General features: G+C 54.5%; 18 protein-coding genes. 7 read left to right on the forward strand and 11 right to left on the reverse strand.

What is annotated here, in order from left to right; translation table 11 throughout:
• Positions 1-23: 23 nt before the first annotated feature.
• Together ACXM2N_RS06845 and msrB are read left to right on the forward strand one after the other, a co-directional pair.
• On the forward strand, positions 24-1,331 hold the full coding sequence (locus ACXM2N_RS06845) for a glycosyltransferase family 87 protein (RefSeq protein WP_458487172.1): 1,308 nt from the start codon (positions 24-26) through the stop codon (positions 1,329-1,331).
• A 32-nt stretch (positions 1,332-1,363) separates the two neighbouring features.
• Positions 1,364-1,786: a peptide-methionine (R)-S-oxide reductase MsrB gene (msrB, locus tag ACXM2N_RS06850; RefSeq protein WP_458487174.1), complete on the forward strand. Its 423-nt coding sequence runs from the start codon at positions 1,364-1,366 to the stop codon at positions 1,784-1,786.
• Between the two features lie 47 nt (positions 1,787-1,833).
• On the opposite strand, the gene hemQ is transcribed toward msrB, so the two are convergent.
• Positions 1,834-2,538 (reverse strand): hydrogen peroxide-dependent heme synthase, encoded by a 705-nt coding sequence (gene hemQ / locus ACXM2N_RS06855; RefSeq protein ID WP_458487176.1) that lies wholly within the window; start codon positions 2,536-2,538, stop codon positions 1,834-1,836.
• Between the two features lie 272 nt (positions 2,539-2,810).
• Between hemQ and ACXM2N_RS06860 the strand changes: the two genes are divergently transcribed.
• Both ACXM2N_RS06860 and ACXM2N_RS06865 read left to right on the forward strand, forming a co-directional pair.
• Positions 2,811-3,425 (forward strand): DUF3000 domain-containing protein, encoded by a 615-nt coding sequence (locus ACXM2N_RS06860; RefSeq protein ID WP_458487178.1) that lies wholly within the window; start codon positions 2,811-2,813, stop codon positions 3,423-3,425.
• A gap of 100 nt (positions 3,426-3,525) precedes the next feature.
• Positions 3,526-4,737 (forward strand): HRDC domain-containing protein, encoded by a 1,212-nt coding sequence (locus tag ACXM2N_RS06865; protein WP_458487180.1) that lies wholly within the window; start codon positions 3,526-3,528, stop codon positions 4,735-4,737.
• Between the two features lie 37 nt (positions 4,738-4,774).
• Here ACXM2N_RS06865 and dxs read toward each other — a convergent pair whose 3' ends face one another.
• The 5 genes from dxs to dut all read right to left on the reverse strand — a co-directional run bounded on the left by dxs (position 4,775) and on the right by dut (position 10,476).
• Positions 4,775-6,685 carry a 1-deoxy-D-xylulose-5-phosphate synthase gene (dxs, locus tag ACXM2N_RS06870; protein WP_458487182.1) on the reverse strand — a complete coding sequence of 637 codons (1,911 nt, stop codon included), beginning with the start codon at positions 6,683-6,685 and terminating at the stop codon, positions 4,775-4,777.
• Between the two features lie 238 nt (positions 6,686-6,923).
• The gene (locus tag ACXM2N_RS06875; RefSeq protein ID WP_458487184.1) at positions 6,924-8,186 is read right to left on the reverse strand and encodes a class I SAM-dependent RNA methyltransferase; all 1,263 of its coding nucleotides are present in this window, start codon (positions 8,184-8,186) and stop codon (positions 6,924-6,926) included.
• A 38-nt stretch (positions 8,187-8,224) separates the two neighbouring features.
• Positions 8,225-8,947, reverse strand: a complete 723-nt coding sequence (locus ACXM2N_RS06880; protein WP_458487186.1) for a DUF3159 domain-containing protein — start codon at positions 8,945-8,947, stop codon at positions 8,225-8,227.
• A 159-nt stretch (positions 8,948-9,106) separates the two neighbouring features.
• Positions 9,107-9,910, reverse strand: a complete 804-nt coding sequence (locus ACXM2N_RS06885; protein WP_458487188.1) for a DUF3710 domain-containing protein — start codon at positions 9,908-9,910, stop codon at positions 9,107-9,109.
• Positions 9,911-10,023: 113 nt separating this feature from the next.
• Positions 10,024-10,476 carry a dUTP diphosphatase gene (dut, locus tag ACXM2N_RS06890; protein ID WP_458487190.1) on the reverse strand — a complete coding sequence of 151 codons (453 nt, stop codon included), beginning with the start codon at positions 10,474-10,476 and terminating at the stop codon, positions 10,024-10,026.
• Between the two features lie 98 nt (positions 10,477-10,574).
• Here dut and ACXM2N_RS06895 point away from each other — a divergent pair, with 98 nt between their 5' ends.
• Entirely contained in the window at positions 10,575-11,105 is a 531-nt protein-coding gene (locus tag ACXM2N_RS06895) for a DUF3093 domain-containing protein (RefSeq protein ID WP_458487192.1), read from the forward strand.
• Positions 11,106-11,179: 74 nt separating this feature from the next.
• On the opposite strand, the gene ACXM2N_RS06900 is transcribed toward ACXM2N_RS06895, so the two are convergent.
• Together ACXM2N_RS06900 and ACXM2N_RS06905 are read right to left on the reverse strand one after the other, a co-directional pair.
• The gene (locus ACXM2N_RS06900) at positions 11,180-11,470 is read right to left on the reverse strand and encodes a DUF4193 domain-containing protein (protein ID WP_458487194.1); all 291 of its coding nucleotides are present in this window, start codon (positions 11,468-11,470) and stop codon (positions 11,180-11,182) included.
• Positions 11,471-11,704: 234 nt separating this feature from the next.
• Positions 11,705-12,634, reverse strand: a complete 930-nt coding sequence (locus tag ACXM2N_RS06905) for an inositol monophosphatase family protein (RefSeq protein WP_458487196.1) — start codon at positions 12,632-12,634, stop codon at positions 11,705-11,707.
• Positions 12,635-12,722: 88 nt separating this feature from the next.
• Here ACXM2N_RS06905 and ppgK point away from each other — a divergent pair, with 88 nt between their 5' ends.
• Complete coding sequence (ppgK, locus tag ACXM2N_RS06910) at positions 12,723-13,478, forward strand: polyphosphate--glucose phosphotransferase (RefSeq protein ID WP_458487198.1); 756 nt, start codon at positions 12,723-12,725, stop codon at positions 13,476-13,478.
• 478 nt (positions 13,479-13,956) lie between these two features.
• The gene (locus tag ACXM2N_RS06915; protein WP_458487200.1) at positions 13,957-15,501 is read left to right on the forward strand and encodes an RNA polymerase sigma factor; all 1,545 of its coding nucleotides are present in this window, start codon (positions 13,957-13,959) and stop codon (positions 15,499-15,501) included.
• 211 nt (positions 15,502-15,712) lie between these two features.
• Here the strand turns inward: ACXM2N_RS06915 and ACXM2N_RS06920 are convergent, their stop codons facing one another.
• The 3 genes from ACXM2N_RS06920 to ACXM2N_RS06930 form a co-directional block, all read right to left on the reverse strand.
• Positions 15,713-16,282 (reverse strand): DUF4190 domain-containing protein, encoded by a 570-nt coding sequence (locus tag ACXM2N_RS06920; protein WP_458487202.1) that lies wholly within the window; start codon positions 16,280-16,282, stop codon positions 15,713-15,715.
• Between the two features lie 131 nt (positions 16,283-16,413).
• Positions 16,414-18,117 (reverse strand): DEAD/DEAH box helicase, encoded by a 1,704-nt coding sequence (locus ACXM2N_RS06925; RefSeq protein WP_458487204.1) that lies wholly within the window; start codon positions 18,115-18,117, stop codon positions 16,414-16,416.
• A complete protein-coding gene (locus ACXM2N_RS06930; protein WP_458487206.1) occupies positions 18,114-18,353 on the reverse strand; it encodes a DUF3039 domain-containing protein in 240 nt (79 codons plus the stop codon). The genes ACXM2N_RS06925 and ACXM2N_RS06930 overlap by 4 nt, the downstream gene beginning before the upstream one ends.
• Positions 18,354-18,387: the final 34 nt, after the last annotated feature.

Below are 18,387 nucleotides of genomic sequence, written 5' to 3' on the forward strand. Positions count from 1 at the left end.
AGGGTTCAGTTAGTCTGGTTATCATGAGCCAACCCACAGCCCTATCGCCAGATCCCGTTGAGGCATCTGCACACACCACCAAGGCGGATAAGCGCGCAGACCTACGCACGTTTGAGACCCAGAACCTCAAACGTCGCACAACCTTTGATCACCTAGGCAATGTAATTCTTTGGCCTATTGCGATCTTCCTGTTTATTCACAGGGTTTTCATCCTCGCGATCAACGGTTCGGTAACTGATGACTTCACCACGGTGCACAACGCATTGCGCCGCTTCCTCGATGGTGTACCTGTGTACAACGAAAATTATGATTTCGTGGATCCGCACTACCTGTACAACCCAGGAGCAACACTCTTACTCTCCCCCATGGGCTTTGGGGACTCTGTGTTCCTTGGGCGACTCATCTTCATCTTGATCAATGCGCTAGCGATCATTGCAGCACTGGGATTGCTCACCCGGTTGTTTGGATTCAGTCTGAAGTCGTTTGTCTGGCCCGCATCAGTGGTGGCAGCTTATCTCACCGAGGCCGTTCGCAATACGTTGATCTTTGGCAATATTAACGGCGTACTTTTGTTGGCAGTAGTTGGATTCCTATGGGCCTTGCTCAACCGCAAGAATATTGTCGCAGGCATCATCATTGGCCTCGCGATCTTGGTCAAGCCTTTGTTCCTGCCTTTGCTCTTCCTACCGCTCGTTCGCAAGCAGTGGACCACCATCGCAGCTGGCGTGACCGTTCCCGTGATTGCGAACCTGGTGGCGTGGCCGCTAGTACCTGGCGCAGGTGATTATCTCACCCGTACCACTCCGTATTTGGGTATCGTCCGTGATTACTCGAACTCGTCCTTACGAGGAATGGCCGTCTACTTCGACTTCTCTAACACCATTACCTACGCCCTACTGGGAATATTTGCGATCATCGTAGCTATTGGCGTTCTGGCTCTGTTGAAAATTCACAAAACCGATCCATTGTTGTGGGCTTGCTCTACCACTGGGCTGCTGTTGTCCGGCGTATTCCTGATCTCCTCTCTGGGCCAGATGTACTACTCCATGATGCTGTTCCCATTAATATTCACCGTGGTACTGCGCATGTCCGCCATGCACAACCCGATTGCTTGGGCGGGCATCTATCTTTGCCTCTCTCCAGATAGTTGGTCTTCTGAGCGATGGCGCGACTACGGTCGTTGGTTTGGATTCTTCCAAGCAACCGCGGGCTGGGCACTGATCGTTATCTCCATATCCATGGCCGCTATTGTCTGGCTTGTTATGCAGCCTAAGAAAGCAACAACGGCACCATCCGAGCCCCATAATGTATCCCCCACACAGGCGTTATAACGCGCCTGCGGCCAACTAGGTACACTGCAGGCATGACTGACAAACAAGATTTCAAGCTGTTTAGCGATGCCCAGTGGCGCGAGCGCCTGAACTCAGAGGAATACCGAGTGCTGAGGCAGGCTGGAACCGAACCACCACACATTGGCAAATACACCAACACCACCACCGAAGGTGTTTATTCATGTCGAGCTTGTGGGGCTGAGTTATTCCGCTCTACGGAGAAGTTTGAGTCACACTGTGGCTGGCCGTCATTCTTCTCCCCACTAGCGGGAGATCGCATCATAGAACGCGAAGACAACTCCCTAGGCATGACCCGCACCGAGGTGTTGTGCGCTAACTGCGAGTCCCACTTGGGTCATGTCTTTGCCGGCGAAGGCTACGCCACGCCCACAGACTTGCGGTACTGCATCAACTCAATTTGCCTGACACTGGAAGAAAAACCAGTCCAAGAGTAAAAATAAGCCCCAGTTCACGGATCGTGAACTGGGGCTAAAATTTTGTGTTACGGCAGAATAGCAATCAGTTCTGCCACATCATCAACACGACGGCCCGTGAGGAATGGGATTTCCTCACGCACGTGCAGACGTGCCTCGGTGTAGCGCATCTTGTGCATAAGGTCCACAATGCGGTGCAATTCAGGCGCCTCAAATGCCAGCATCCACTCGTAGTCCCCCATCGCGAAGGCGGTCACGGTATTAGCGCGTACGTCTGGGAAGTCAACGGCAGCCATGCCGTGCTCTCGCAGGATGCGGGAGCGGTCCTTTGGATCCATGATGTACCAATCGTAGGAACGAACGAACGGGTACACACTGATCCACTTCTCTGGCTCCTCACCCATAATGAAGGAAGGCAGGTGGGTCTTGTTGAATTCGCTCGGGCGATGCAGGCCGTTGCCAATCCAGAAGATCTCAACCAGTTGGCCTAGGGTGGTCTCGCGGCGGAAGTCTGCGAGAGCCTTCTGAATTTGTTCCCATTCCTGCGCATGCCACCAGATCATGAAGTCAGCGTCTGCACGGCAACCGGTGAGGTCATAGATACCACGAACCGTAACAAGCCCCTCGGTTTCCAACGTGGAGAAGTACTCCTGCGCCTGAGCAATGATCTCAGCGCGATCCGTTCCCAACGCACCAGGGATCGCCTTGAAGGATACCCACTGAGAGTAACGCTGAACCTTGTTGAGCTCGTCATAATTGAGTTCTGCAGCCACAATTAGTCCTTTTCTCCAGCACTTCCAGCTGGCTTAAGATAATCCATGTGGCGAAAAAGCACATGGTATACCTTCGCCACATTTGGTCCTTATCCATCTTAAGTTGTAGACCAACGGTTTTCCCACTCAAAAACACGCCCTCTACGTTAAAAGTGGAATATCACACTCGACCCCACCTCACCCCCGCCGCGGGGACTATTGATTAATCCCCCCTTCATCTTTTTCCGGCGCGCCTACCAGACAACGTTCCCACCTCATAGTTAGCTAGGCATGTGACTGATTCCCATGCAACTCCGATATCACAGCCGCGTGCTGTGGACGAAGACGTAGCTCTGCCGCAAGAATTCTCCCGTGCAGTGGAATCCATGCACGAAGCAAATCTACGCGCGGAGATTTCCTTGGGCACCATCCGCCCACCACAGCGTCTAGCACCATTTAGCCATGCCATCGGCCTAGAAGTAACCCACGATGAGGATGAGGTCTCTCCAGACGCTCACGGTGACGCCTTCGGGCGCCTGATCCTTCTGCATGACCCAAGCTCTGATGAAACGTGGGATGGCTCCATGCGCCTGGTGGCCTACATTCAGGCTGATATGGAAGATGCCGTAGCGAATGACCCGATGCTGCCTGACGTTGCTTGGGAATGGCTCAATGAAGGCCTAAGCCAAGAAGGCGCCGAGTTTACCAACCTAGGCGGAACCGTTACGTCAACGGCATCAGTCCGTTTTGGTGAGATCGGCGGTCCGCCGCGTGCGTATCAGATTGAGATGCGCGCTTCCTGGACAGCTACAGATAACGAGCTGGCCGCCCACGTCGAGGCCTTTGCTCACGTCCTAGCCAACGTTGCTGGCTTGCCACCCGAGGGTGTCACCCAGCTGCGCTCCTAACGCATTTAACACTCGGCTTTAGGGAAGTCAGCCAAGCCGAATTACTAGCCGCCACCTTAACTCGTGGCGGCTTTCATTTTGACAAGGAAGTCGAGAAGAGATGCCGGAAATCTTAAACATGCCCCGCGGCGGTGTCCCTCCGCTCGTCACTACTGTCACGGAGCTTGACGACGCCGCGACAAGGTTGGCCGCTGGCAGCGGCCCCATTGCCGTCGACACCGAAAGAGCCTCTGGTTTTCGGTACGACGAGCGCGCATTCTTAATCCAGATCAAACGCTCCGGAACGGGCATCATACTCATTGACCCCGTTAATCTGCGAGACGATATTCCCCATATTTTGGGTCCTGTGGTGAACACTGAAGAGTGGATCATCCACGCCGCGACCACAGACCTTGGCTGTTTGTATGAGCTGGGACTTGCCCCGAGCTACCTGTTCGACACAGAATTAGCAGGCCGGTTCTGTGGCGTCGAACGCGTGAATCTTGCTTCCATGGTGGAGAATTTCTTGGGCCACACCCTGAAGAAGGGTTATGGTGCCGCAGACTGGTCTACACGGCCACTTCCCGCGGACTGGCTCGTCTACGCTGCACTGGACGTGGAGCTGCTCATCGAGCTGAAACACGCACTCGTGCCTGTTCTTGAACAGAACGGGACCCGGCACTGGTTTGACCAAGAATGTGAGCACATCCGTCACGAGTTTTCTCAAGGGGATCCACACCCAAAGAAGACGTGGCGTGACACCAAGAGGATTTCCAAAGTGCGCAAGCCTAATCAACTAGCGGTCCTCAAAGCCCTGTGGCATCACAGAGACAAGCTTGCAGCTCGACAAGACGTGGCGTCATCGAAAATCCTCTCCGATCGGATCATGGTAGAGATCGCTATTGCCACGCCACGTACGCGTGCCCATCTCCTAAGCGTGTCTAAGAAAAATGGTAGCTACATCAAGCAGCCCGACCGATGGATAAGAGTTATCAACCAAACTCTGAAGACACCACCACAGTCGTGGCCGCGCCCATCACGGCGACGCCCAGACGACGCACCCGCTAGAAAAGATTGGGCGCACCTCAACCCAGAAGCCTTCTCCGCTCTTGAAGCAGTCAGCGCATCCTTGCAGGAGGTTAGTGATCGCTACACCGTACCGCTGGAGAAGCTGATGAAACCGGCGACGCTCCGCGAGATCTTATGGGCGCACCACGAGGGCTCCCCGTTGCGCGGAGAAAGTGATCTGAACGCAGCGTTGGATAGTCACGAGGTCCGAAGTTGGCAAAAAGAGATTGTCGCTCCCATCATCGCCACAGCGCTGGGGCTATAAAAATGACCGGTTCGAAAAGAACCGGTCATTTCTTTGTTTAGCCTTCTTGTTCGCTTAGGAAGAGCTCGTTAACCCACGCTTCTATGCTTGAGGTAACGCCAAGGGTGTCAAGACCTACCTCTGCGAGCAGTTCGCTGCGCGATTGGTGCATGGGGAATGTTTCGGGGAATGCCAAGTTACGTACTGGAGTATCCACGCTGGAGGCATTCAGCGCCTCAACCACCATAGATCCCACACCACCGTGGATGATGCCGTCTTCAATAGTGACCACCAGATCGTGATCATCAGCCATAGCCACAACGCTTGGGGCTACAGGCATAACCCAGCGTGGGTCCACAACGGTTACGGAAAAACCGTCTGCTTCTAGCTTCTCAGCAGCCTTGAGAGCGGTAGAAACCATAATGCCTGCGGCCACCAATAGGATGCTTGGTGCGTCGTCGCTGTCCTCGGTATCACTGTAACGGATGATCTCAACGCCGTCATTAAGACGTTCTTGAGCCTCAATGACGTCCGGCAGGTCTCCCTTAGGGAATCGAAGCACCGTTGGAGAGGTGATTTCTACGGCCTCCCGGAACAGCTCCTTGAGCTGTTCGCCATCGCGAGGTGCAGCCACGTGAATGCCCGGAACGATGCCGCAAATCGCCATGTCCCACACGCCGTTGTGAGAGGCGCCGTCACTGCCCGTCACTCCAGCCCGATCCAGTACCAAGGTGACTGGAAGGTTCAGCAAGGAGACGTCCATCAGCAGCTGGTCGAATGCACGGTTGAGGAAGGTGGAGTAGATGGCCACCACCGGGTGTAGACCGCCCAGAGCCAAACCAGCAGCAGAAGTCATAGCATGCTGCTCGGCAATTCCGACGTCAAAGAAGCGCTCTGGGAATTGCTCGCCGAAGGCGGACAACCCTGTCGGGCCTGCCATAGCTGCGGTGATGGCAACGATGTCCTCGCGCTCGGCACCCAGCTGAAGCATTTCCTTGCTAAACACCGCAGTCCAACCAGGAGATGAGGTGCCAACCGGTTCACCAGTTTTAGGGTTGATGACTCCCGTGGAGTGCATCAACTCGGCCACGTCGTTTTCAGCTGGCGCGTAGCCGCGTCCCTTCTCCGTCACGACATGAACGATGAGAGGACCGTGATACTCCTTCGCGTACTCCAGCGCCTCTATTAGGGATTCGATGTCATGGCCGTCCACAGGACCGATGTACTTCATCCCCAGCTCAGGAAACATCTCCGTTGGTAAGACGGTGTGCTTAACACCTTCCTTGATCGCATGAAGGGCCTCGAAGGTGCGCTCGCCTACCCATCCCATGGATTTGAGGGTGTTCTTGCCCTTATCCATGACACGGTCATAGAAGGGCTGCATGCGCAGCTCGGCCATGTTTTCCGCAAAACCGCCGATGGTTGGTGAATAGGAACGGCCGTTGTCATTGACAACCACCACGACATCGCGATCCTTGCCTGAAGCAATGTTATTGAGCGCTTCCCAGCACATGCCGCCGGTGAGTGCACCATCGCCTACAACGGCCACTACCTTACGGTTATTCTCACCTTTGATTTGGAAGGCTTTAGCCAGACCATCTGCGTAGCTTAGGGCCGCGGAGGCATGCGATGACTCTGTCCAGTCGTGCTCGCTCTCACCACGGGCAGTGTAGCCGGAGATGCCGTCTTTTTGACGAAGATTGTCAAACTTGTCGCGCCTACCCGTGAGAATCTTATGCACATACGATTGATGTGAGGTGTCAAAAATTACCGGATCCGTTGGGGAATTGAATACCCTGTGGATAGCGGTGGTCAGCTCAACCACTCCAAGATTAGGGCCTAGGTGACCACCGGTAGCGGACACCTTCTCAACTAGAAATTCCCGAATTTCACGCGCTAACGTCTCAAGCTCCGCAACAGACAACCCTTTTAAATCTGCAGGGGAATTAACTCGACTCAGAATGCTCATGATGAGAGTTTTCTAAAACCTTTCCTTGTCTTGTGCGCTAGCTTTTACAGCCGCTAGGTACAACTACTCTCACGTCTTGTATCAACAGACCGAAAGGCTTCCTACCCAGCGCGTTGATTGCGCGAGGATCACCCACAATTAGGCACGTGAATGAACACTTCCGTTCAATACTACCCCTATTTAGCGCGCAATCTTATCCAGACGTCCCCGTTGATTTATCGGGAGACAATCACACCCTTTATCCACGTGCGTAAATAAACAGTCCGATAGTTTCCATATGGTGTGTCCCGGGGAACGCGTTGAAAACTGTGAGTTTTTCCAGTGCGTACCCGTTAGATACCCACGCATGGGCGTCACGGGCAAAAGTCGCCGGATCACAGCCTATGTGGATGACTGCAGGGGGAGCCTTTTTCGCAATGGCGGAAACTACATCTTGGCCTGCTCCTACTCGGGGAGGATCTAGCACTACCACATCAGCAGATGGAAGATACGCAAGCGCCTTCTCCACTGTATCGGTGTGAAAGACTACCTGGTCTGCCACGTTGATGAGAGCTCGCGAGCCACATTCGGCGGCGTGCTTGGACGCTTCCACGGAGTGAACCTTACTTTGTGGACCCAGGGCTTTGAGTAACGCCGGCACAAAAGCGCCCACACCGCCGTAGAGATCCCATCCCACTGGGGCGTTGGACTCAGGGCCCAGCTCTTTGACCCACGCTTGAATCTGCTGACTGTACGCCGAAGCAGCGTGAATGTGCGCCTGCCAGAAAGCAGTCGCAGGAAGCTCGAAGTGCTCTCCGTCGACGGCTTGCCTGACTACACCGCTACCACGGTGGACCTTGGTCACTCTCTCACCGCGCCTGCCACGAGGTGCTTTCTTAATCTCGACCACGTGGTGTTCACCGTCATCGTCGAGGACAGAGACTACTTCTGCGCCCGGTGTGAAACGAGGCGCGTCTACCCCTACAACACCGTTGTACAGTTCCGGTGCAGCCTGGGCACACTGTTCATCAGTGACGATATCAGTGGACGACGCCTTACGTACGCCTGCCTTGCCATGTTCGTCAACACCCAAGCGCAGGCGGGTACGCCAATGGCTGTGTGGTTGCAAATCAATTGTGCTAATCTCCGGCAGCTTCTCCAGCTTGCCTACCCGCTGGAGTTGATCAATGAGCACCTTACGCTTCAGCTCTAACTCGGCATCGAGCGTGAGCTCGTGAAAGTCACAGCAACCGCCACCAGCAGCCGCGGCTCGGCACCTGCTTGCTCCTCGGAGAGGAGAAGGCTCAATGACCTCAACTAGCTCAGCACGGGCAAAACTCTTCTTTAGCTGAGTGATTCGTGCTCGTACGTGGTCGCCAGGGAAGGCTCCCTTTATGAACACGACACGCTTGTTGATGACAGCGATGCCTTCACCGCCATGAGCCATACGCTCCACGACAACATCGCAGGTGTGCCCCTTACTTAACGTGTCGGAATGATTTTCATGGGTGCCTTGATCCATTATGGCTGCGCACTTCTTTCAGTTTTATATGTGGCGGGTTACGAGTCTTGGGAAGCTGGGATACCAGAATTGGGTTGTTTCACGTCCCTGTCCGCGCTGACGTGGTCGATTGATCTGCTGGCCTTCTTCACCATGAGCACGGTGAACAAGGTAACGAGTCCTGTAAGAGGCCAGCCCATGAGCATGCGAGCGATCCACAGCGCCGAGGTGTCATCGGCGTTATATAGAAAGTTCTGAACCACAAAGCGAGCACAGAATACCACTGCCCAAGCAGCAGTGGCCCATGCGTAGGCCGCCCGTGCACCGCCTACTTGGCGCCAGCCCATGCCGTCACCGTTGATGCCCTTCCAGATCACGCCCACCAGTGGCCACCGGACAACAATGGAGATCACGAATACCACCGCGTAAATCAGCGACATCCATATACCGTAGAGGAAGTATCCTTTGGCATCCCCCATAATCCAGGCGATTCCGGCACAGATTGCCACGCCCATCAGCCCGGAGAGGGCTGGCTGCAGGTTTTCCTTCCGCACTAGGCGCCACAGGAAGATGATCACGGCCACGCCAAGTGAGGCAAGGACCGCGCCACTCAAACCCCACATGTTGTTTGCTGGGAGGAATACCAAGATGGGAAGTGTGGTCGACACCAAGCCGGAAAGCCCACCCATCTGATCAAGCAAAGACTGGTGGTTCAGTTCCTGCTCTTTTCCCGGATTGCTCTCAACACCCGGTTGCGTTCCAGAGCGGGGATCACGACTCATGGGATTGACGCGCCCTTTCTTTACGGTACGTAACGTAAATGTGCGAATAGTGAAACTCTAGTATGCCCGCTCAATACAGCACCACTGCCACGCCTCGCTGTATTACTCCAGAGCAAAGACCCCGCACCCAAGGTCCGGGGTCTTGGTGAAGCCTAAAATTTAAGATGGCTCGCTATCCGGCGCTGGCTGGGCGTTGTCTTGCGCCGCCTTCTGACGGCGCGCCATCTCTTGCTGAACCTGCTCAGCTAGCGGCTTAGGCAGAGCAACGGGCAAAGAATTACCCGCGAGGATTGGCTGGCTTCCGCGGTTAACAAATGTACGCGCAGTGATTTCGCGTACAACCTCTGCCATCTTCTCGGCAGATTCCTTCGGCGCAGCCATGGTCATGCGAAGCATCCATCGAGGGCCATCGACACCGATGATCCGAACTACACCGCCACCATTGTCCATGGTTCCAACCAGCTCACGTCCCCAAGGTCCTCGCTCGATCTCAACATTGAGGCCGTCGCGCTTCATCCCTTCGATGATGTCCTTGGTAGCTTCCTTCCACTGGCCCGCAGACGTAGGCGCGGCGAACGCTACTGGGGTAACACGTCCATGTTTAGTAAGAATGTGGAGCATCTTCGGCCCGTCTGGCCCCATCTCCACCTGTACCTCAGATCCCTTTGGAAGAGGAACCAAGAGAGAACCCAAGTTAAGAACACCTGCGGAGAAATCAGAGAAATCAAAGTCTTTGAAATCTACTTGATCACCGTCAAATGGGCCGGTGTTACCATTCACCGCATCGTGGATTGGATCTGGTTCTCCTTCTTCGAAGAAGCTTCCAGACTGATCTTCTCCAGACACAGCGAGGTCTGGCGTTGCGTCAGTGGTATTAGCGCTAGGGCCCTGAGCACTGGGATCCGCGATTGGTTCCTCTGGTTTCCCAGAGTCCTTCTTCTTACCAAAAGGCCACATTGCCATTTTCTTGATAAATCCTTTATATCTACTGATTGTTGCTTTTGTTACCAGTTTAGGTGCGCTGGGGTTTTTGCGCTTAGACGAAACGCCACGGTGGACATCAACGTGCTTCTGAGCTAATTAACGCCAGTGGAGCCGTATCCGCCTTCTCCACGAACGGTTTCATCCAGCTCGTCTACTTCTTCGAAGTCGAGGAGTTCAACTTTTTGAATGACCAGCTGAGCAATGCGCTCTCCCCTATTGATCTGTATCGGGGTTCGAGGGTCAAGGTTAATGAGGCAGACCTTTATTTCTCCGCGGTAATCTGCGTCCACGGTTCCTGGGGTGTTGACAATGCTCAAGCCTTCTTTGTTGGCACGACCAGAACGCGGATGGATCAGGCCAACAGTGCCCAGCGGAAGCGCAAGGGCAATCCCGGTACCAACCAATACCCTCTCACCTGGCTCGATCGTTACAGTTTCTGCAGAGTACAGGTCCGCGCCTGCGTCACCACGGTGTGCACGCCGAGGTAGCGGCAGGTCCCTATCCAGTCGGCGAATTTTTACTGAGCTAATGCTGTTATCAGTCATGTCTAACGGCGCTTTCTTTCACGAGTTGTTTTGCCTGCACCACCTTAGTGCATTTTGGCGACTTGGAAACGAACTTAAGTGACGTACAATGAACAATTGTGACTGCACAACCTGAGAACACCCCATCACCAAGCTCAGCCAGGATTCTGTACTCAGAACGCCAATGGGTGCCGTGGTACTGGTGGCTTCTAGCTTTTGCCCTAGTGGCCCTACTTACTGCTCAATTTGCGCTCAACCGCTCAGATCTATGGCTCTACGTCCCAGCAATTGTTTTGAGCCTAATTGCCCTGTGGGTGTTGTTTACTATGTCTAACGCCACCGTGACTGTGGAAGAAGATCCAGATGGCACACGTTGGCTGGTGGCAGGACAAGCTAACCTACCTAGCGATGTAGTTTCCCGTTCCCTCGCCGTGCCAGAATCCGCAAAGCGCAATGCTATGGGTCGACAGCTCGACCCGGCGGCATATGTGCGCTCCCGCAGTTGGGTAAAGGAAATGGTAATGCTAGTTCTGGACGATCCCAATGACCCTACCCCTTACTGGCTTGTATCCACTAAGAACCCAGAGGCCATTCTCAAGGCTTTCCTTCCTCACCAAGCGGAAGAAGCTATCAAAACACTACAAAGCTAACTGGCCAATTTAAAAAACCTCCAACTACTTCCTTTAGCTCGAGCGTAGTTGGAGGTTTTTCCTTTTCACATGTTTTAGGCGCAGTCTAGGCAGACTGGGTCACCATTGTCCTCAGTGTGCGAGATTCGCTTATTGGACTGCACGAGGAAGCAGATGGAGCAGGTGAACTCATCAGAGCGACGTGGGACAACCGTCACATTCAGTTCCTCACCAGAGAGGTCATCAGCTGGAATGTCGTAGGCTTCAACGATTTCGCCGTCATCGTCCATGTCATTAGTTGCCTCTTGGGCCTTCAACCCCTCGAGGGAATCAGTTTCGATTTCGTCCTCTGCACGGCGACGAGGCGCATCGTAATCGGTTGCCATGAGACACAGCTCCTTATGGTTCTAAACGTATGGCTTCAAGGATGAGAAAAGGGCTTCACCGGGTTCGTACCACTGGGTTCATTCGACATGTTCCTAGGAGGGCTAACCGGCGAAGTAAATGGTTGTCAACGCGCATATTAAAGCACACATCGTCAAAAGTCATAACATTTGAAAAAATGCGTGTCCCTACCCCATACCATTGATGCCGCGACCATGGTTTAAATCACGCCCAGTTTACTTGACCAAGGGTTCCGGAAAACCGCTAATAAGCTGGCGAAATTGATCGACCACCCCGGGCGTGGAGGCCCAAATCAACCTACCCTCATTACCACTGACACTCAGAGCGGGGGCAACCACGTGGGCACCTGCTTCTTCAGCAATGATTCGCCCTGCAGCATAGTCCCAACTATTCAGGCCGTGTTCGTAGTAACAATCCACCATTCCTTCGGCGAGTGCGCACAAGTCCAGCGCCGCGCTGCCAAGGCGGCGGATGTCACGCACCGTGGGGAGCACGCTGCCTAGTATGTCTGCCTGCTGGGCGCGTCGGGAAGCACTATACGAGAACCCCGTGGCCACCAGTGCTTGGGTCAAGTCGGTTTCCTTGGTGGTCTCAAGGCGGGCCAACTGCCCCGCCGCGGTGACCTTGTGGGCACCGTGCCCACGGGCAGCGACAAACAAATCACCCGTAGCCACGTTAACCACCGCACCAGCGACAACCTCTCCGTCGATAGCTGCAGCGATAGAGACCGCGAAATTGGGGATTCCGTAGATAAAGTTCACCGTGCCGTCAATGGGATCCACCACCCAGGTCACGCCACTGACCGACGTAGCAAAAGATCCCTCCTCGCCAATGATTCCATCGCCCGCGCGCCTAGAGGCGATGCGCTCTGAAATGAGGTCCTCAGCTAGAGAGTCCACTACCGTCACTGGATCCACACTGGAGGATTTAGTCTGGGAGTATTCCCGTAGATCTCCGAGTTCGTTGCGCTTCTCTATAATCGCGGCGGCCGCTTCAATCGCGGTCTCTACCGCAAACCGGGCCAGCGATGCCCCATCGCGAGAGCCCGCCTCCACCGCCACATCAGCTATAAAATGAGGCAATTGGTAACTGGACAAGCTATGAGAGCGGTACATGATATCTTCCTCCGTGCAGTCAAGTGTCACTGTAAGGTCCTCTCTATTGTAGGGAGACCGCCACGATGACGCATCGACTACTCAACCTGAGACGAAAAAATAGCTACCATGGAAAACCATGACGAACATTGGTTTTGGAATTGACGTTGGCGGATCAGGCATCAAGGGCGCGAAAGTTAACCTTGACACCGGTGAGTTCATAGGTGAGCGCATTAAAATCGCCACGCCTCAACCCGCTACCCCAGATGCAGTGGCTGAGACCATCGTTGAAATCCTTCGCCTTGCACAGTGGGACGGCCCCGTAGGAGTAACCCTCCCAGCTGTAGTCTCCCACCAAGTTGTTAAAACTGCTGCGAACATCGATAAGTCATGGATCGGCACAGACGCTGCCGAACTTTTTCAACGTTATCTTCCTGAACGCGAGATCTCAGTGCTTAACGACGCCGACGCCGCCGGTGTGGCCGAGCTCGCCTTTGGCGAGCCACGTGCCAATGACGGCGTAGTCTTGCTACTTACTTTGGGTACTGGAATTGGTTCGGCACTGTTTGTCAACGGCACCCTTGTACCCAACACTGAGCTCGGGCATATGGAAGTAGGTGGCGAAGAAGCCGAACACGTTGGGGCATCCTCCGTTCGCGAACGCGAGGAGCTTTCCTACAAAAAGTGGGCTTCCACTCGCGTCTCTAAAGTTCTCACCATGTATGAGAACCTCTTCTGGCCCGATCTCATCATTGTGGGCGGTGGAGTAAGCCGTAAATTCGACAAGTGGGGCGAGTACCTCAACTGCAGGACAGAAGTTGTCCCGGCCGTCCTGCGTAACCGCGCTGGTATTGTGGGCGCCGCGATGGCCATCCAGGCCGGAGTCAAACCTTAACGTGCACTCATCCACCACGAGCCGTAGAGAAGAAATTGTAGAATCTCCTGCCAGTCAAAACAGCACGACGCAGTGAAATGTTTTATAATGGCAGATTGATCGAGACAAAGGTCTTGTTTACAGAAGTGATTAATGCTAGGAGCATGTATCGCTGCAGGTAAAAGGACTTTCTTGGGGGCTTATCTGAGGCCACCAAGATCGGCACTGCCGAGGTTTCAGACGAGATAATTTCACTCCACTGCTCGTAGATCAGCTATCTACGCAAGAAAAAATCTCAAATATTTGGAATTTTTTTGGCGCAAGGTGGTTTGGGAGAACTGAAAATGATTGCCCGCCTTTATAGCTCTTGGCTTTGAAGGCGGTGCATGATTTTTAGTCCCTCTCAACCAAGAATTATCCGCCCGCGATCTTTTAGCTCGTGCTCGGTTGTTTAGTGTTCGATTGTGTAGTTTCATTTTCCCAAAGCGAAAGGGCGTACGTGGCAGCCACCGATAACCCAGAATCTTCGGCATCCGCACCTACCCGCAAAGCAGTAAAGAAGACAGCAAAGAAGTCAGCCCGCAAGGCGGCTCCTCGCGTCGCAGCTAAAGCGGCTGACGTGCCCAATCTGACTGCAACTGAAGTTACTGCAGCCTCGGAAGTAGGTGCAGGAGATGAAGCACCTGCGAAGGCTCCAGCCAAGAAGGCAGCTAAGAAGACCGCTAAGAAAGCAGCAAAAAAGACGGCCAAGAAGGCAGTGAAGAAGACTGCCAAGAAGGCAGCAAAGAAAACTGCTCGCAAGTCGGCTGCCAAGGCCAAGGCTCCAGTCAAGGATGAGAACATCACTCCTGATGATGATCTCGACGTCAATCTAGATCCTCAGGACGATGACAACGACGACTTCAACCCTGACATCGATGATGACATGGATGATGATTACAACGATGACATCGAACCAGGTCTAGAAGACGACTCTGACGACTACGATGACGATGACTCCGACGATTCTTCTGCAGACGATGACGATGAAGACGACGGCTCCTCTGTCTGGGACGAGGACGAATCCGCCGCTTTACGTCAGGCGCGCAAAGACGCCGAGCTCACTACGTCTGCGGACTCCGTTCGCGCCTACCTCAAGCAGATTGGTAAGGTTGCCCTGCTGAACGCTGAGCAGGAGGTTTCCCTAGCAAAGCGCATCGAGGCGGGCTTGTACGCCACCTTCCGTATGGAACAAATGGAAGAAGCCTTCAACGCCGGCGACAAGGAAGCAAAGCTCACCCCTGCAGTTAAGCGTGACCTAAGGGCTATCGCCCGCGATGGCCGCAAGGCAAAGAACCACCTCTTGGAAGCAAACTTGCGTCTGGTGGTTTCTCTTGCGAAGCGCTACACCGGTCGCGGTATGGCCTTCCTGGATCTGATCCAAGAAGGAAACTTGGGTCTGATCCGTGCAGTTGAGAAGTTCGACTACACAAAGGGCTACAAGTTCTCGACTTACGCCACGTGGTGGATTCGCCAGGCCATCACCCGAGCCATGGCAGACCAAGCACGTACCATCCGTATTCCGGTTCACATGGTTGAGGTCATCAACAAACTCGGTCGCATCCAGCGTGAGCTCCTGCAGGATCTTGGCCGAGAGCCAACGCCACAGGAACTGGCTAAGGAAATGGACATCACCGAGGAGAAGGTACTGGAGATCCAGCAGTACGCTCGTGAGCCAATCTCTCTTGACCAGACCATTGGCGACGAGGGCGATTCCCAACTGGGTGACTTCATCGAGGACTCCGAGGCTGTCATTGCGGTGGACGCCGTCTCCTTCACCCTGCTGCAGGACCAGCTGCAGGACGTTCTCCACACGCTTTCCGAGCGTGAAGCCGGCGTGGTTAAGCTGCGCTTCGGCCTAACTGACGGCATGCCACGCACTTTAGACGAAATCGGCCAGGTCTACGGCGTTACCCGCGAACGCATCCGCCAGATCGAATCCAAGACGATGTCCAAACTGCGCCATCCATCGCGCTCTCAAGTACTGCGCGACTACTTGGACTAGGATTGCTAGGACGTACAAAGGCCCGCACCAACATGGCGTTGGTGCGGGCTTCGCGTATATGAGGTTGCAGCCTCTGGCATAGGCTTTAGTTTCGTGTGGATTCCATTCCGCTGGGACGCTTAGTGGAAGCTTGGTTATACGATTGAGCGATTACCCAGTAACTAACGGCCCATGATCAACAAACGTTGATCATGGGCCGTTTGCCTAAGTCTTACTGCTGGGTGTTCACACGCTCGTTCACGTAGTCGTTCACACATTCGGTTAACTGAGCTTCGTTGAGCCCCTGGCAGGCTTGCCAAAGATCAAGGCCAACGACAACGCCCAGACCAACTATGACGCCTGAGAAGACGGTGACCAGAATGGAAACCACCAGCGCTGCGATGGACATTCCCTTACGGCGCCCATTACCCGCGATCTTCTTGGCCTTGGACAGTGCCACAAAGGAGAGGATCACGCCAATGAGGCCTGGTATGAAAGCAAAAATGCTCAATGCCACGGAAATGAGCATGACAAGCGCGAGGAGAGCAAAGACGAGTGCTGCAATAGCCACGCCGTTCTTACGGGTGTCCTCTACCGCAAACGGCGAGTCGTATTGCCCGTACTGAGGTACACCGCCGTAGGCCTGCACGTTCTGCCCTTGAGTTGGGTACTGGCCGTAGGATGGAACACCGCCCGCAGGGTCCTGCTGGTTGGGATCGAGCCCACCGTAGTCCGGCAGATTTCCTTCCTCCCGAGGCGCCTGTGGATCTTGGGAGTTGTAGGGTTCGCGTGGGTTAGTCATAATCTTTGCGCCTTTCGGTTGGTTTCGCTCCCTAGCCTATACGAATCTGCCGTAACGGACCGGAGGGAAGTAAGCCGTGTTCCCCACTCTCCTACGTTACTTAAGACCCGTCAACGCGGGGACCTTAAGTCCTAGAACCGCTTCAAGTAAGCGATGCGTTCTTTAAGTTGCTCGGCGGAACACATGGCGGTTGGCGGACCACCGCATTTCTGGCGCACTTCAGTATGAATAGCACCATGGGGGCGGCCGGTGCGCGACGCATGGATGGAGACGAGGGCGTTAAGCTGCTTACGCAACTGAGGAATTTCCTGGCTGGCCACCTGCGGTTGCTGATGGAGTTCATCCGCTTTGCGCTGTGCTTCTTCTTTCCGCCGTTTCTTTTCAGCCGCTTCCCTAGCGTCAAGCTGCTCACTTTGTCGCTTGCGTAGAAGCGTGCGCATCTGATCAGCGTCAAGAAGCCCAGGAAGTCCCAAGTACTCCTCTTCCTCAGCGGAGCCTGCTATAGTTCCTGTACCAAAAGATGAACCGTCAAAGATCAACGAGTCAAGTTCGGCCTCAGCACCTAAGGACTCGTACGCTGGAAGATCGTCTTTTTCAGTCTCCTCTTTATTAGCTGCCGCAAGAAGATCATCATCCCACCCTTCTTTCGGTCGATCTGGTTTACCCAAAACGTGGTCACGGGAGTTCTCCAGCTTGGCGGCGAGATCCAGCAGCACTGGGACGGAGGGAAGGAAAACGGACGCGGTCTCACCCTTTTTTCGAGAACGCACAAAGCGACCAATGGCCTGAGCAAAGAATAGCGGCGTAGAAGAGCTCGTCGCATAAACACCCACGGCAAGCCGAGGCACGTCCACACCCTCAGACACCATGCGGACGGCCACCATCCACTCGTCCTCGGACGCGGAGAATTCATCAATGCGCTCGGATGCTCCAGCTTCATCAGACAGAATCACCGCAACAGGGGTAGATGACAGGGTCTCCAGAATGCGCGCGTAAGCGCGTGCTGTCGTCTTGTCAGTTGCAATGACGAGCCCTCCAGCGTCAGGGATGTGGGTCCGCAGCTTCATTAAGCGCTTATGAGCTGCGGTGAGCACCGCAGGAATCCAATCGCCCTTTGGATCCAGCGCGGTTTTCCACGCGCGCGCAGTCTGCTCGGCATTGAGCGGCTCGCCCAGGCGAGCCGCATATTCCTCGCCGGCACTGGTTCGCCAGCGTGCTTCGCCTGAGTACGCTAGGAAAACTACGGGTCTGACGACGCCGTCGTTAAGCGCATCAGAGTAGCCATAGGTGTGATCAGACTGGGACACCAGGTGCCCCTCACCATCTTCCTCATAGCGCACGAACGGGATAGCTGCGTCATCGGAACGAAACGGGGTACCCGTGAGTGCTAGGCGACGCTCAGCATCACGATAAGCCTCGCGAATGCCGTCGCCCCAGCTCTTCGCGTCGCCACCGTGGTGGATCTCATCCATAATTACCAAAGTGCGCTTTGACGTAGCCACTTGATAATGCTTGAACGGGTGCATTGCCACTTGGGCATAGGTGACAACCACACCGTCGTACTGAGGGTTGACCGCATCCGTATTCTTGAAGTGCGGATCTAGCGAAAGCCCAACTCGCGCTGCCGACGCAGCCCACTGCACCTTTAGGTGCTCAGTTGGCACAACAACGATGACGCGATCAACTGTCCGATTAGTTGTTAATTCTGTAGCCACGCGCAGCGCGAAAGTAGTCTTACCGGCACCTGGAGTCGCCACCGCAAGGAAATCCTTGGGCTTGTTCATCAGGTACTTGGTCAGAGCCTTGCGCTGCCAGGCGCGAAGGTCACCACTCACTTCTTACGCAGACCCCTGTAGATTCGCTCGCAGTCTGGGCACACAGGGGAACCCGGCTTGGCTTGTTTGGTCACAGGGAAGGCCTCGCCGCAAAGAGCAACGACCATTTTTCCGCTAACAGCCGAATCCACAATCTGGTTCTTCTTCACATAGTGGAAGAACTTCGGTGTGTCATCACTCGTGCCACGATCCTCGCGCACATCTGGGCGTTCAATAGTTTTTGTCGTTGTACTCACCTCAACCATTATGGCGCAACTTATCGCATTCGGC

The organism is Corynebacterium sp. ZY180755 (genome assembly GCF_054331495.1).